At 41.2% G+C, this 15960-nt stretch carries 13 protein-coding genes; 8 read left to right on the top strand and 5 right to left on the bottom strand.

Annotated elements, in window-relative coordinates; genetic code table 11:
- Nucleotides 1-24: 24 nt before the first annotated feature.
- From KOLE_RS05255 to KOLE_RS05230, 6 genes are all read left to right on the top strand, one after another.
- Nucleotides 25-1311, top strand: a complete 1287-nt coding sequence (locus tag KOLE_RS05255; RefSeq protein WP_015868405.1) for an ABC transporter substrate-binding protein — start codon at nucleotides 25-27, stop codon at nucleotides 1309-1311.
- A gap of 75 nt (nucleotides 1312-1386) precedes the next feature.
- Nucleotides 1387-2259, top strand: a complete 873-nt coding sequence (locus KOLE_RS05250; RefSeq protein WP_015868404.1) for a carbohydrate ABC transporter permease — start codon at nucleotides 1387-1389, stop codon at nucleotides 2257-2259.
- 9 nt (nucleotides 2260-2268) lie between these two features.
- The gene (locus KOLE_RS05245) at nucleotides 2269-3096 is read left to right on the top strand and encodes a carbohydrate ABC transporter permease (RefSeq protein WP_015868403.1); all 828 of its coding nucleotides are present in this window, start codon (nucleotides 2269-2271) and stop codon (nucleotides 3094-3096) included.
- Nucleotides 3097-3105: 9 nt separating this feature from the next.
- Nucleotides 3106-4269 (top strand): glycosyltransferase family 4 protein, encoded by a 1164-nt coding sequence (locus KOLE_RS05240; protein WP_015868402.1) that lies wholly within the window; start codon nucleotides 3106-3108, stop codon nucleotides 4267-4269.
- Nucleotides 4262-5623 carry a GH1 family beta-glucosidase gene (locus KOLE_RS05235; RefSeq protein ID WP_015868401.1) on the top strand — a complete coding sequence of 454 codons (1362 nt, stop codon included), beginning with the start codon at nucleotides 4262-4264 and terminating at the stop codon, nucleotides 5621-5623. Before KOLE_RS05240 ends, KOLE_RS05235 begins: the two co-directional genes overlap by 8 nt.
- Before the next feature lie 30 nt (nucleotides 5624-5653).
- On the top strand, nucleotides 5654-6811 hold the full coding sequence (locus KOLE_RS05230) for a glycosyltransferase (protein ID WP_015868400.1): 1158 nt from the start codon (nucleotides 5654-5656) through the stop codon (nucleotides 6809-6811).
- A 100-nt stretch (nucleotides 6812-6911) separates the two neighbouring features.
- On the opposite strand, the gene KOLE_RS05225 is transcribed toward KOLE_RS05230, so the two are convergent.
- Together KOLE_RS05225 and KOLE_RS05220 are read right to left on the bottom strand one after the other, a co-directional pair.
- Entirely contained in the window at nucleotides 6912-7343 is a 432-nt protein-coding gene (locus tag KOLE_RS05225; protein ID WP_237697543.1) for an aldo/keto reductase, read from the bottom strand.
- Between the two features lie 23 nt (nucleotides 7344-7366).
- Nucleotides 7367-7660, bottom strand: coding sequence for an aldo/keto reductase (locus tag KOLE_RS05220; protein ID WP_041288667.1), 294 nt, complete (start codon nucleotides 7658-7660; stop codon nucleotides 7367-7369).
- Nucleotides 7661-7807: 147 nt separating this feature from the next.
- Between KOLE_RS05220 and KOLE_RS11150 the strand changes: the two genes are divergently transcribed.
- Both KOLE_RS11150 and KOLE_RS05210 read left to right on the top strand, forming a co-directional pair.
- Nucleotides 7808-8299, top strand: a complete 492-nt coding sequence (locus KOLE_RS11150; protein WP_015868399.1) for a helix-turn-helix transcriptional regulator — start codon at nucleotides 7808-7810, stop codon at nucleotides 8297-8299.
- A 1-nt stretch (nucleotide 8300) separates the two neighbouring features.
- A complete protein-coding gene (locus KOLE_RS05210) occupies nucleotides 8301-8996 on the top strand; it encodes a CPBP family intramembrane glutamic endopeptidase (protein WP_015868398.1) in 696 nt (231 codons plus the stop codon).
- 101 nt (nucleotides 8997-9097) lie between these two features.
- On the opposite strand, the gene KOLE_RS05205 is transcribed toward KOLE_RS05210, so the two are convergent.
- From KOLE_RS05205 to KOLE_RS05195, 3 genes are read right to left on the bottom strand one after another with little or no spacing between them, the layout of a single operon-like run.
- Nucleotides 9098-9856 carry a PH domain-containing protein gene (locus KOLE_RS05205; protein WP_015868397.1) on the bottom strand — a complete coding sequence of 253 codons (759 nt, stop codon included), beginning with the start codon at nucleotides 9854-9856 and terminating at the stop codon, nucleotides 9098-9100.
- Between the two features lie 2 nt (nucleotides 9857-9858).
- Entirely contained in the window at nucleotides 9859-12774 is a 2916-nt protein-coding gene (locus tag KOLE_RS05200; protein WP_041288666.1) for a UvrD-helicase domain-containing protein, read from the bottom strand.
- A 2-nt stretch (nucleotides 12775-12776) separates the two neighbouring features.
- A complete protein-coding gene (locus KOLE_RS05195; RefSeq protein WP_015868395.1) occupies nucleotides 12777-15869 on the bottom strand; it encodes a PD-(D/E)XK nuclease family protein in 3093 nt (1030 codons plus the stop codon).
- Nucleotides 15870-15960: the final 91 nt, after the last annotated feature.

The following is a 15960-nucleotide window of genomic DNA, read 5'->3' as shown; positions in this document are numbered from 1 at the left end:
TCATACATGAGAGGAGTGAGTGTTGTGAGGAAAGGCTTGTTGTTGGCTTTAGTGCTGGTTGTTCTTGCCGTTGCGGTTCTCGGTGAAGTTACTTTGCAGTATTGGTTCTGGGATCCAAACTTCCGTGACAAAGAACAGGAAATGATTGAAAGATTTGAAGCCACCCATCCTGGAATTAAGATCGAGTTGACCGCTCTTCCCCCATCGAGTTACTGGACAAAGCTTGCTGCTATGGCTGCAGCTAAATCCCTGCCTGATGTCATGGCCATGCATCCAAACTCCGTTGAAGATCTCGCCGATCAGGGGGCTCTAATGGACCTTACCGGTCTCATTTTGAGAGACTTCAACAAGGAAGATTATTTCTGGAGCGTACTCGAATCAAGCTTCAATATACGTGGAAAATATTACGGTGTTCCTTTCGCATGGGTCGGTAGTGTTCTTTACTACAACAAGGATCTCTTCGATAAGTACGGTGTTCCTTATCCAACCGAAGATTGGACATGGGAAGATTTCCTCGAAAGAGCCAAAGCTTTAACCATCGATGAAGATGGTGATGGAAAGATCGATATATGGGGTTACGCTTTCTTCAGCCGTTATGCAGTATTTGATGGCTGGATACTTCAGAATGACGGTGATTACCTTGACAGAGAAAATATGAGATGGGCACCCAACCAGAATGCAAAAGACACCATTAAGTTCCTGGCCGATCTCGTTAATGTTTACAAGGTATCTCCAAAGCCTAAGTATTATGACCTCGACAAGAAAAAGATCAAAATATTGTTTGCGCAGGGTAAGGCAGCTATGATCACAGAGGGAACATGGAATATCAAATTTATGAGAGAAGACATCCCCGCTAATTTCAATTGGGATATTGCCTATATTCCCAGAGGTCCACACTGGAAAGAAAATGTAATGCATGCCTGGGCTGATGGTCTCGCTATTGCTGCCAACTCCAAGCATCCTGAAGAAGCCTGGGAATTCATTAAGTTCCTCATAAAAGAACGTGCAGCTAAAGATTACTATCCCGGTAAAGTCCCGTTCTACAAGGGTGAAGCATATTCTCCTGAATGGGATGAATGGACTACTTTTGGCAAACTCCCTGAACACAAAACACTGATACTCGATTACGGTGAAAATGCCAAGCATTTCTACACGAAATATTGGAAGTTCTGGAGAGGCTATGGAAGTGCCGAAGGAACCGGGCTCAGCGATCTTATAGACTCTCTATTGAACGGAAACATCACTCTCGATTACTTCTTTACCAGAGCCGACAAACAGATCAACAGGATGCTTAAAAAGGCTTACAAGTAAATTCGTGCTTTTACCCCTGTTTTGGCAAGCCCCTGAGGGGGTTTGCCTTATTTTTAACGTGTTGGGAGGGAGAAGATGAAATACAAGTGGTACGTACCTTACCTGTTCATCCTACTGGCCCTCATCGGCCTTTTTGTTTTCAGGCTGGGTCCCATCACTATGGCCATAGGTATGTCTTTTACTGATTGGAGTCCTTTCGGATCACCGGAATGGATCGGCTTGGAGAATTTCATCGATCTGTTCACATCTCCCAGCTTCTGGAGAATATTTGGGAATACTCTGCTTTTCAGCGCTATATTTGTCCCGAGCATACTCGTGTTCTCGCTGCTATTGGCTGTTCTGTTGAATCAGGGTTTGAAGGGAACGACTGTGTTCAGGGTGATGTACTTTGCACCTGTAATAACCTCTACCGTCGCAATAGCCATTGTATGGCAGTGGATATTCAGTACTGACATAGGATTTCTAAATTTTGTTTTAAGGTCATTAGGTGTTGATGACCCTCCCTCCTGGTTGTCCGATGGCAGATACACTCTCTTTGTTGTCGCCTTCGTCTACGCCTGGAAGAGGGTTGGTTACTATATGATCATCTACCTTGCGGGACTTCAGGATATACCCAGAACTCTTATAGAAGCCTCAAGAATCGATGGCGCGAGTAAATTCAAGGTTTTCAGATATATCACTCTTCCACTGATTACCCCAACGATGTTTTTTGTTTTGATAATGTCGACAATTGATTCTTTCAAGAGTTTTGAAATCGTCTATACAATGACTAAAGGTGGACCAGGCTTTTCGTCTACAACGCTGTCTTATTACGTTTTCCAAAACGCCTTTGAGTTATTCCAAATGGGTTACGCATCAAGTGTAGCCACAGTGCTACTCGTAATAGTTGGAACGATAACTTACATCAACTTCAAATACAGATCCCGCTGGGTCAAATATCAGTATTGAGGTGGTCACATGGTAGGGAACGTATTAAGAAAGATATTTCTTTATATATTGTTGATAACTATCGCTATTGTGATGATTTTTCCATTTTACTGGATGGTTATTACATCGTTACAACCTTTGAGCGCTGTTTATAAATACCCACCAGAGTTCTTCCCCAGCCAACCAACATTCGACAATTACAAGACCATATTCTCAAGGTTCAATTTCTTGAAATTCACCTTAAACAGTTTATTTGTCGCAACAACGGCAGCTTTAGGACAGTTGTTTACCTGTTCAATTGCAGGGTTTGCCTTTGCGAGAATGAAATTCAAAGGAAAGGAATTATTCTTCGGTCTTATTCTAGCGACAATGATGGTTCCCGTTGAGGTCGTTATTATACCTGAATTTCTTTTAATGAAGTCTTTTGGTTGGATAGATACCTATCTGCCGCTGATTGTTCCATCTTTCCTTGTTGGTTCTACAGGTATATTTTTAATGAGAAGTTTCTACGAAAATGTACCAATGGAACTGGAGGAAGCCGCCGTAATCGACGGTGCAAGCCCCTTCAGGGTTTACTGGAACGTATTCCTCCCTCTCGCAAGGACACCACTCTCAGCATTGTTCATAATTTCGTTCCTGATAAATTGGAATGACCTCTTGAGACCTCTCGTATACTTGAATACAAGGGAAAAGTTCACCCTTCCTCTCGCTCTGGCAAGTTTCCAGGGTGAATACTCAGCTCAATGGAATTATCTTCTAGCAGGAGCAGTTGTTTCGGTTATACCGATACTCATAGTGTACCTCTTGATGCAAAAACAGTTCATCGAAGGAATAACCTCTACGGGATTAAAGGGTTAGGTGGAAAAGATGAAGGTGTTGCTATTACACTCAGTGCCCCTTGAAGGCTCTGGAAGCGGCACATATACTGAAAACCTCGCTTGCGAACTGTCTGTTCGGGGCCATAAGGTAACCGTATTATATCCGGGACCAATGGTTACCAAAAAACCTTTCTATACACGAAACATAGAAATATCCCCGGTGCCGGTGTTCACAAATCATCCTACTGTACGTTCTGTAAGTTTTGCAGAACTCAGTAATGAGAAAGTTTCCAAAATCATACACCTGTACATCAATGAACTTTTGAACCTTATAGCTGAAGAACGACCTGATCTGATACATGTACAACACGCAGGTCCATGGATTTTTCCCGCAAGCCTTGTTGCCTCAGTATTCAAGATCCCTGTCGTAGTCACGTTACACGGAACAGGGATCTATCTTTGCCAGAGAGATCCAAGAATGCGCTCTCTCGTGCAAGCAGGACTTCAATGTGTTAATGATGTGATCTCCGTCAGCACTTCTCCTCTTGACGGTTTTAAGGAGATGTTTGGAAGTTCCTGGAAAAGTTATATCATCCCAGGTGGTGTTGATATTGAGAAGTTCTCGCTTCCTTCAATGCGTAAAAAAGATTTCGACGAGAAATACAACCTCAAAGGAAAGAAAATCGTGTTATTCGTTGGAAGACTTGTAAAGGAAAAAGGTGTTCAAGTTCTTATCCAGGCTGCTAAAAAACATCTTGGAAAAGATGTTGTGGTGGTTATAAGTGGAAACGGAAACTATGAAAACACCTTAAAAAAAATGGCTTCTGACAGTGAAAACATTCGCTTTCTGCCGTATCTGGGAAAGAAGATCATCGATTTCTACATCCACAGTGACGTGGTTTGTGTACCCTCGGTCTGGCCAGAAGCCCTCGGACTTGTAATACTCGAAGCAATGGCTGCAAAGACCCCGGTAGTCGCTTCTAATATTGGCGGCATTCCTTCTGTTATAAGAAACGGAGAAAACGGGATACTTGTTAACCCCAACAACCCTGAAGAACTCGCGAACGCTATAAATGACATATTGTCTGATTATAAAAAAGCTGAAATACTCGCACTAGAAGGTAGAAAAACCGTTGAGAAAAGCTTCTCCTGGGAAGCCATCACAAACCAGATAGAAGAAATCTATGAAAGGACGTTGAGCAATCTTGCCTGAAAACAGGGTTTCCGCAGAAGATTTTCCGGAAGGTTTTTTATGGGGAGTTGCTTCCTCTTCTTACCAGATAGAAGGAGCAGATCTCGAGGACGGAAAGGGACCCTCTATCTGGACTGAATATACTAAATATAAGGACAACATAGTTGACGGCGAAAGTGGTATGATTGCCTGTGACCATTATCACAGGTACACAGAGGATATTTTTTTGATGCAAGATTTAGGAGCTAACGCTTATCGGTTTTCCGTTTCCTGGCCAAGAATATTTCCAGACGGCTATGGAAAACCAAATCCTTTCGGCCTGGATTTTTACGATCGACTTATTGACAATCTGCTTGAAGCCGGCATAACTCCCTTCCTCACCCTTTATCATTACGATCTTCCGTTGAAACTTCAACAAGAGCACCGTGGATGGGAATCAAGAGAGACAATATCCTATTTCTTAGAATACGCTCATTTTCTCTTCAAAAAGTTTGGAGACCGCGTAAAGTACTGGATAACGTTGAATCAACCTCTAAGAATCTCTCATCGGAGTTACATCGATGGGAAGGCAGCCCCAGGAAAGGGAAAGTCTCCAAAAGACTCCTTTCAGGTTGCTCATCACCTGCTCTTAGCTCATGCTGGTGCAACAAAAATAATGAAGCAGGAGATACCAGATGGAAAAATTGGCATCTCTAATTCATCGATATACGTGGAACCAATAGAAGATACTCCTGAACATAAAAGAGCAGCACTGTTGCTTGATCAATTCTATAACGACTGGTTTTATCTACCACCCGTAAGCGGAAAATACCCTGAAGAACTCATGCTGGAACTCAAAAAACGTGGTTGGGCACCAGAGATGGAACCGGATGATATGGACAACATCGTTGCAGAGCAGGATTTCTGGGGAATTAATTACTATACCAGAGCACTTGCAATCCAATCAAATAATTCTCTTCTCGGCTTTGCTCAGGCATCTCCCAAATTTCCTGCAACCAGACGGGGAGCTGAGATCTATCCATGTGGACTCTTTCTCGTACTCAAGAAAATTCACAAAAACTTCGACAGCAAACAAATTTACATAACGGAGAATGGTATGGACCTCGACTCTCCTGTTGCTTCAGGAAAGCTCGAGGATACAGAGAGAATTATTTTTCTGAAAGAACACATTGTTCAGCTCAAAAAAGCCGTTGACTCTGGAATACCCATCAAGGGTTATTTTGTGTGGTCGTTGCTCGATAATTTCGAATGGACAAGTGGTTATACGCTGAAATTTGGATTGGTGTATGTGGATAGAAACAATGGACTCAAAAGAATCCCCAAGGCCAGTTATTATTTTTACCGTGATTTTATCGCCGGAAAAATTTCATTATAAACAAATTAGTGAGTCTGGGAGGTGCAGTTTTTGAAAGCCTGTGTCGTTATACCGACCTACTGGGGGCCTATAGATGGCAGCGAAGAAATTATCTTCGATCACCCAACACCTTTAGGAACTGCTGGAACCCTCGCAAGGCTTCTTGACAATCTTAGCGAGTTTGAAGAAATAAGATGCGGGAGCATTCCCGTCAGGGTTGTAGGCGTGGCAAATAAAAAATGCCTGAGAAAAGAAGTGGAAGAGTATCTCCGCGATTATATCAAACCGTTTGAAGAAAGAATGGATATTAAACTATGCTCGTACAGCTGGCTTGAAAAACTTAAGCAAAGCAATAGTCTTTCAGATGAAATAGACCAATTGATAGAACCGGTCGGATACGCCCAGATCCGAAACATCTGTCTTCTGGCAGCTATCGATACAGGCGCCGAAGCCGGAATATTCCTTGACGATGATGAGATCCTGATAGATGAAGATTACTTTGACATAGCCCTGGAAGGGTTACTTGAAAGAGGCCCAGACAATGGTGTCATCTACGGAAAAGCAGGATATTACGTACAAAATAGGCCCAGTTTCTCAAGATTCTGGGAACTCAAGTGGTGGCCTAAAGATAAAACATTCAATGAAACCTTCAACCGCCTGATGACATCCGATTATCGTTTTTCTCCTACCATGGTTGCGCTTGGAGGTAACATGGTCATGACGCGTGAGCTTATGCTCAACGTGTGTTTCGATCCGGAGATACACCGTGGCGAAGATATGGATTACGTCTTGAACGCGAGAATGCTTGGATACCGTTTCTACTTCGACAAAAAACTGAGGATCAAGCACCTGCCTCCCGATAAAAAAACACCTGATTGGAAAAAGGCACGCAAGGATATACTAAGATTTTTGTACCTAAGAGAAAAATACAAAGATCATCTTAAGGAAACACGCGTACAAAAGGTCGCTTTCCAGGAACTTGAACCCTATCCGGGAGTGTTCATGAAAGAGGATCTTGACGACAGAATTCTTGAACACAGCAGGATGATGGCTTTAAGATACCTCGCTGAGGGTGATAAGGAGGCATTTGCTGAATGTATGAAAAACGCTGCCGTTCCATATACCCACAGCGCCGGCGAAAAATCAACCATCACCCAATATCTTGAAAGACTCCAGTTATGGCACTTCATAAAATATGAGAACGAATAACTTTTGACTCAAAAAATATTACTATTCTTCCCTCATGTATTAAAGCATGTGAGGGTTTGTTCAACATAGTATCGCAACTATAACCAATAAATAAGAAAAATTAGTCAAGGGTTATAAGTTCTGACAATACCTTTCTATATTTTTCAAGCTTTTCGGACGAAAGGTCATCTTTCATTTTATATATTTCTTTGAAAACAGCCACCAATTCATTTTCATCGGCTAATGACATGATGATCGCTGTCTCAATTGCATATATAAGATCACTAAAGGCGCGCCCGGAATCGGTTACGGGGGTTGAAATTATCTCTTTCACCAGTTGTACGTTTGCTTTTTTGAGAAGTTTTTCTTCGTCCTCAAATAATTTCTGTAAAACATTTAGATCTTCCTCATCGATTCTCCAGCCACAGCTTCCGAGATTTTCCTCAAGATGTTCAATTTTCGACGGGCCGATCAGGGCGGTCATCACTTCTTTGTGAGAAAGAACCCAGTTTATTCCCATCTGAACCGAGCTTTTTCCATACTTTTCCCCCATTTTCTCAAGCTGCTTCTGTATTCTCAAGGCTGACTTAAAGCGTTCTCTCTGGAAAAGGGGATCGATGTTCCTTTCTTAGTAGAAATTATGACATCCTTTCTGACTGGTTGAAGGACTTCACCCAAAAGCTCTTCAGCTTCATCACCATATGTATCTGCAGTATCAAAGAAGTTTACCCCAAGTTCGAGCGCTCTCTTCAACATCACCCTGAAAGTGTCCGGATCTTTTCTTCCATATACTCCACTCAGCGCATAGCACCCTACTCCTATACGCGAAACTGTAAGATCCCCTGCTGTTGTGTATACTACTGCAACCACCTCTTAACCAAAAAACATCTAAGTATTTCGTGTTCAGAATATCATCTTTTCACTGCATTTTTCAACCAATGCACTCGTAAGGTTGACAAAGAAACCATAAATATATATAATCTATATATCGATTCGATATACAGAGAGGTGGTTACGTTGCTTGATTACGTGATTCTAGGATTTTTGAGAATAATGCCCATGACCGGTTATCAGCTGAAGAAAAATATCGATGTATCCACAAGCAATTTCTGGACGGCAAGTTTTGGAGGGCTTTATCCGGCTCTGGCAAGGCTGGAAAAGAAGAATTGGGTAAAAATTAAGGAATCCGAAGGAAAAAAGATCTACAGTATAACAGAACAAGGCAGGAACACACTGGATAGCTGGATAAAACAACCATATAAAAAGCAGATCTGGAAAGATGAATTCATGTTAAAGATGTTCTTTGCCACGGATACTGAACTCCCGGGATTGCTTTCTCAAATATACAAAAGACTTGGAGAGGTTGAAAGCAAACTGGGCGAACTCAACAAAATCACCGACAAAATCACGATGTCAAAGGGTCAGAAATTTTGTTTTGAGCTCGGACGTTCCCTGCTCGAAACGGAACGAAGAGCCCTATTCGAATTCTTGAAAGAACTGGGGGAATAAGATGAGATTAGTAATGGTTTTTCTACTTCTGGTTTTATACCATGTTTTGATAAGACTACTCGGAAAGCTTATAACCAGGAAAACCAGACTTCAGGATTTTCAGAAATTGTTGTTTTTAACGCCTTTCAGCATAGCTATCACCTCTTTGTTTATATACATCACCGGACTCAGCCTGAAAGAAGCCGGTTTGACGCTTGGGGACCCTGAGAAAGGATTCTTGATGGTACTCGTACTGGGATTACCGATCGCTGTTATTTCAGCCATAAGCATCTTCTTCATTCCTGAAAGTGAAATAAGAAAACTCAGATACGGACGACCCCGAACAATGGTCTCCCAGCTTTTATACGTATGGATTTTCGTAGGGATTGTTGAAGAACTGCTTTACAGAGGATTCCTGCAAGTTAACCTTCAGAACGTCATCTCCGGAGATTTTTTGACTATTAGCTACGCTACAATTATTTCAAGTGTCATCTTTGTAGCTATACACATCGGCAATATTTTTCTCGGGGGCGAAACGTTACGGCAATTCATAGCAATGCTACCGGGAAGACTCGTTGTCGCACTGGTGCTAGGATACACTTTCCAGATTTCGGAAAGTTTGCTGTATCCGATAATAATCCACAATCTCATAGATGGACTCAATATGAGCTTTCTCATCTACCGAAAGAAAAAAATATTCACCAATGACTTAACTTAAAGTGGTATGAACATTTAGATAGTACATTCTCCTATATGTTCCCATCCCCTAAAGGGGATGGGAATTTCAGCAAATGCTTTTTAATAACCCTATGAAGAAACTCAGAGTTTCGATCTCAGTTCCTCAAATATTTTTTCGGGTTTGGAGACACCGTAGATACAGTTCTTGGGATTCGCCACGAATTCTTTCTCGGTCGAAATACCACCCATGAATCCACCAACACTTACCTTCGAACCAACATCCGCCGTTACGCCTCCAAGAACCCCTTTATCTCCTGAACCTATCCCGGATGATGACACAGGAATGATATGCCCCACTCCAATTAACCTTTCCAGAAAAGACCTCTTCAGGAGAACGTTGGTCACATGATTCAACAAAACCATATGCTTGTTCGCATTGAAAAGTCCATACTTTATCTCGATGGAATTTTCGGTGATAGTGTATTTGAACGTCATCCGATAAAAATCAATTATTGCAAGCGCAACTATTCCGATAATAAGAAACAGCAGAATAGGAGCATTATCGATCCACAGACGGTGATCCGGGTACTTTTCGCCCAGAAGTAATGAAATTATCCAACCAACCAGATTCAGTATTGCTGGCCAGAAAAACCAAAGGAAGGTCCTTCTCTTAAATGCCAGAATGATTCCTGGAATTATGGTGAGGAGTAGCCACAATCCAAACAATCCCAGATATGTTGTGAGCCATCCGAAATTCAACAACATTCCTAGCCTGCTACCTTCGGGGTTGTGGAGATTTCCAAAAACCAGCATAAGTACTCCTATGATGACATAGTACAGATAAATTGTATATCGAACGAAAAAGGCCCTTCTTGTGGGCTTTAAAGTAATTTCCTCCATACTCATTCCCCTCTCTCATTTGTTCCACCAAGGTTTTCTATTTTTTCTAATAGTTCCTTTTCAAACTCCTCTACATTATTCAACCTAACCTCTCTAACCTCACCATCTTTCAAAAACAGAAGCTTCGCACATTCCGGTGCAAGAAGTTCTTTCAGTATGTAAAGATAAAATTTCATCTGGAATTCGTACTTTGGGAAACTCTTCTGGCTGAATTCTGCAAATTTGAAATCCAGAATCCTCCAGTTTCCGTTGACACGATACAATTTATCCACAATCCCCAAAAGTACGTAACGATCGAATTTCTTCTGGAACTGAACCTCACTCATAGCCTCATCACTGGTTTCTATCTCTTTTATCAAAGGATGGTCGATAAGTTTATAAAGGATTTTTCTGACAATCTCATAATCTTCTTCCGAAAATCTTATCCTGTCCACAGATGCAGGTATTCCACCGGAAAGAAGTGATTCTAAGGTCGTCACTCTTCCGGTTCTTCCACGGATACCAACAGCTTCAAGGACGCTATGCGTAAGGGTCCCAAGCTCTCTTGGCTTTCTTATAAGAATATCTCCCGGCTCGCTTTCTGAGATTTCTATAGTGAAATCCTCCGCAAGCAATGATGGTGAAATATATTTTATATAAGACCTGTCATCTACGGATTTTATGAATTCGATATCAGGCCATTGAATTATAAACGATTCTTTTTCTTCAATACTCTCAGGTTCTTCTCTTACCGCTTCTCCAGGTTCAACAATTTCCACAAGGTCCTCCATATCTTCGCATAATTGGTTTTCACCAGTAATCAACGTTCCTTGAAGCATTTGAGACCACGGACGATCTGAAGTGGCTTTCTTCCCATTCAAGCTTACCACAAGCATTTCCCTGGCTCTGGAAAAGGCAACATAAAGGGTTCTTTTTTCCTCTTCCAGATTCTTTTCCTTCTCTTCCAGATGCAACTGCGATTCAATGGTATCACTTTCTTTCTTTGGTTGCTCTCTGGAAACAATATACCCGTCTTCACCGGTTAATATGTAAGGGGAACCATCACTTTTCCCTTTCCAGAATGTATCTGCAACAATCACAACAGGAAACTCCAGACCTTTTGATTTATGGACTGTCAGGAGTTTAACGCTGTCAGATTCTTCCGTTTCAAGGGTTGCTTCCGTCTCTTCACTCGAGTCTATAAACGCCTTTATATTTGACGAGAGTTCCCTGAGGCTTGTTCCAAGACGATCGAGTTCTTTTGCTATTTCAAGCATCTTTTTAACATTGTTTATCGCCCTTTCCCCTCTTTTCATGCTGGCAAGTTTTGGAAGATATTCCGTCTCATCTACAAATTTCTGTAAAACACTACTCGGTGAAAGAACATGCTTTAATTCAGAATATTTGATGAACAATTCTCGTAACGGTTTGAAACGTTCATCTGTGGTTTTTAGAATAGCGTCTGATATGTGCTTTTCCTTGCTTTTCAATTCGAAAAGATCTTCGAATGTCGCTCCAAAAGCCGGAGAAAGGAGAAACCTTGCAAATGCCGCATCATCTAGCGGATCAACGATTACATCCAGCCACGCAAGAGGGCCTGCAATTTCTGGTCGGTCGTAAAAGGCTTTGCTTCCAACCGTATAGTACGGGATACCATTTTCTTCAAGAGCATCTTCATATCTACTGACATTTACGAATTTTCGCAACAGTATCGCTATATCCCCCGGTTTGATCTTTCTGGTGGAATAGCTACCATCTTTGTTTCTAAAGGTTATTTCTTCACTCAACAAATTTTTTATATACTGTGCAACAACCTGCGAATCGTCTGAATTTTCAGAAACCAGCACCCTTACTCTGGAATCGTTAGAATCTTGTTCGTATGGAATGGCAGATACTTCTGTATCGTAGATTGATTTGTAATACTTTCCGCTCCGATCCTGAAGCATTATTTTTGAGAAAAGCCTGTTCTGAAATTCGACCAGATCCGGATGCGAACGCCTGTTGACACTTAGCGTTTCAAGATGAGCATTTTTTATTTCAAATTCTGCCTTTGTTCTATTAAATACCGTAACATCAGCTCCCCTGAAACGGTATATCGACTGCTTGGCGTCACCAACAAAGAGAAGAAAGTTTCTTTCCTCCTCGTGGAGGTAGTCTATTATCGTTTTCTGAAGCCAGTCAGTATCCTGGAATTCATCTATCAGTATGTATTTAAACCTTCTTACGTATTTTTCCCTGAGCTGCGGAAAGTTGTGCAACAGGTCACGAGTCTTGATAAGAAGATCATCAAAGTCAAGGGAATTATTTCTTCTTGCTTCGTTCTCATAATGCTCTACCAATTGCTTAAAGTGTTTATGGAAGGTTCTGGTTGCCAGGAGAATCTTTTCTCCGTCATTTCCTATCTTTAATGGTTCCTCTTCATAAGGAGAAATGATCCTCAAATTCACCCTCATGCCAGAAAGTGCTTTCTTAAAAAGCTCAAAGGTTTTGTCAACACCTATCAAATCGAAAAGAGGCTCAAGTTCATCCAGATGCTGCTCAAAATAGGTTCTAACTACCTGTGCCTCAAGAGCCACCCGTCTCACACCGCTCAAAATTTCAAATCCCGGATCAATACCAAGAAAAATGGAACTCTCCCTGAGTATGCGTTCACAGAAGGAATGGATAGTTGAAATCCATGCGTATATCAATCTGGAACGTAGATTTTTCCAGTCGCCGGGCTCATTATTCTCGATTTTTTCGTTGATTCTCAAATGCACCCGCTCTTTCATCTCTTTCGACGCTTTTCTGGTAAATGTTATCGCCACGACGTTGTGCACGTCGAGTTTTTCACCGTGCCTGAATGCCTCTTCGAATATCTGAACATAATGACTCACCAATCTGTAGGTTTTTCCCGTTCCAGCGGATGCAGAAATGAATATGTCCCTGTTTACACTCACTATTATTCTTCCTTCCTCCACAAAATAACCGAACAGATCTTTAATTTTGCGAATGAACAATTGTAGCAGCCAGATCTATTTTCAATAATTTTGGGAATATAAACCCCGTTGAATATCCCTTCCGTTTTTTCTTTAACCCAGTTCTCAATATCCTCCCTGGTAAATTTACTCTTCGAAAACTTCCATATATCCTTTCCTTCGTCTGTAACAACGACAAAACTATCCTTGAAATTTGTGCTACCAGAAAGCGGCCTAAAACTACCCCCGACCACAAAATATCCTTTTTCTTTCAACAATTCGTTTGCTGCAATAGAGTAAAGTATTAGCTGTTCTTTCTCTCCGGAGTTTCCTCTCTTGTAGTCCATAATATACATCGCACCCGTATCTTTATCCACGTCGATTCTATCTATCTTTCCCCTTATGTAAGCATCTTCCAGGACCTTCACCGGCTTCTGATTACCCATCCCGAAACCCAGCTCAAAATATGTCGGTTCGAATTCCCCTTCCACCTTTGGCAGTTTCTTTGATTCCTTTATCTGAATATACTCGGCAATTACCCTTCGAAGGCGTTCATATTCGAATTTAAAAACCAGTTCACTGTCATGTCTGATATACTTCCTCATGTTTTCCTCGAGGGATTTTTCCCAGTCGAGAGCACTCTTCGAGAAGTAGTCTTTGAGCACGTTATGATAAACATTACCTTCCTCCAGCGGGGTTAGCTCAAAAAGTCCCTCTTCCGGCGTCTGTATTTTCAGGATATAGGCCAAATAAAAGGAAAAGGGGCACTTGTGATAACTCTGCAATCTGGAAAAACTAAAGACCTTTCCAATATGATCTTCTATCTTTTTTCGATTGCTGATTATCCAGGTGAATTCCCGATTGAAACCCTGCAGTACTTTCTCAAGATCACCCATTCCAAACCGATCTTTCAGCGATTTCCAGTGCCCGGTATTAAAATAGTTAGCAACAGCTATTTTCAGTTCCTTTTCACTCATAACCGTTTCGAGCTCTGGAATAATATCCACCTTTCTACCTTCCTTTTGACCAACTCGTTCAGGAGTTACCCCCGCACTTTTTATTACATCCTGAAGGTATGCTGATGGCAAAAGAGGCTCACCATCAATCGTAGATTCAGGATAAGAAAAATAAAGCCTATCGGATGTTCTTGTTACCGCAAGGTATAGATTCAGCTTCTGCTGTTTCTCTTTTACCAGAAGCAAGTCTTTAGGAGCTTTCTCGTCATATTGGGTAAAACTGTACAGGGGATTCATTCGAATCATAGGATAGTAACCGTCATTAAATCCAACAAAGAATTTTATTTTTTTTCGTGAAAAACGAGCATTCAGCAAAGATTGAATCTCAACCCTGTTCTCAATGGCCCTGGAACTTTTAAAAGAGGTGTTCCTCAAAATGAGCATTAGATACCTATGATAATCAGCTGGAGAAATTCGCTCTTTCCCGAGAAAAAGGAGAAGCTCTTCTAAAGCAGGCAGTACATCATTAAAGAATCTTTTCAGCGCTAATAATTCACGCTCCCCTTCAAGTTTCCTGAATGGTTCCTCTTCTGACTCTTCAACCAGTTTTCTATAGCGTTCTTCAATTCTTATGAGTTCTGACCATTCATAAAAATATTCACGGTATATTCGACAATCCCTTCTAGAAAGGCTACGAAATGGCGCGAGAACCTGAAAAATCCTCTCTATTGCTGGCTCGATTTCTTCATCTACCCTCAGAATTACTTCTCTGTATCCACTGATTTCCTGCTCGATGAATTCCTCATCGGAAATCTCTTCAACAGCTCTTATCTTTCTCTGAACAAGCTCTTTGTATCTTTCCAATCGTTCTTCCCAGCTTTCAACTCTTTTCTGCAACGTAAGAGTGGGGTAGTCATAAATAAGCCGTGCCTGTATAGCGATGGATTCGAAAAACTTTGTGTCAAGTTTACTGCCGCCATAACCAAAATCTCCCATTGCAACGATCTTTTCTGGTTTGAAACCATTGACCGCCGTTTCAAAGGGTAAAAGAAGCATTTTCACCGCTCTGGATTCTAAAAGAGGTTCATCCCCTTCGCTTCTGAACGGGATACCGTACTCGTCTAATCTTTCTGAAAACAATTTTTCGTATCTGGAAAAATCAGATGCAACGATCGCAATATCTCCAGGCTCGTAACCGGATTTTATCGTACGTTTTATTTCTCTCGAAATGTATTCCACTTCGTTGAAAATATCCGAGGCTACAATAACTTCAACATTTTCGCAGCTTTGAGTGATTTTTTGCTCTGAGAAAAAGGTTTTGAGGAAAGGTTCGAGATTTTTTGGTAGATGTTGTTCTGAAAGAAATCTTTTTTCGGAAGTTATAATCTCGCCGTTTGAATCAATTTTCCCTTCCCGTTCTTCAACAAAATCAATAATGGTTCTTGCCTCGGCAAACAATTCACACCGGTTTGCGTCTTCTGGAGCAGTTATAAAAACCTTTGAAAAGATTGGAACAATCCCTTCGAGAAAAGCTTTTACAGCCGGCGAAAAGTCGTGGAAGCCGTCTATAAACAAGGTTTCTCCAAATTCACCTGGATGTAGTTCGTCCGATAATTCTGCTAAAGAAAGATAAGCATCAAAGGTGTCGTATATGAGATTCGAATTGAATCTATCTGAAAGTTTTGAATAAAGGCTTCTCATAAGCAAGGTGATTTCATCATCTTGGGCAAATATCTTATCGAATCCATCATTTTCTTTCACATCATTAATTATGTCAAATACATATTCTACAAAAGTCGGAGATTGTGCCAGGTCTTTTCTTCCGATTTCCTCAAGGATATCGCTTATTTCAGATTTAACGATATTGCTGCTGATGTGAAGCATTTCCGGGCGAAGCTTCTTCATAATCGTTACAGCAAACTCGTCAATCGCCATAAATCTGGATGCAACGATACTCCCAACCCGATTTAAAAAGGCTTCCCTGATTGTTTTAACGTAACTACCGGTTGGACCAACAAAAACGTATGAAAAAGGGTTGGAACGATGTGCTTTCTCCATTTCGGAGATTATAAGTTCTGTTTTTCCAGATCCGGTAGGTCCAGTGATAAGAAAGACTTTCATTTCTATCTCCTTTCTTACCTCAATTCCATCACAATTTTATTGTACCATCGAAAGCGTTTAACCCACTATTCAAATCTCTTTGATAACATAG

The sequence above is a fragment of the Kosmotoga olearia TBF 19.5.1 genome, from assembly GCF_000023325.1.
In the GTDB taxonomy this organism is placed as follows: domain Bacteria; phylum Thermotogota; class Thermotogae; order Petrotogales; family Kosmotogaceae; genus Kosmotoga; species Kosmotoga olearia.
This window is presented reverse-complemented; position numbering and strand designations above follow the sequence as displayed.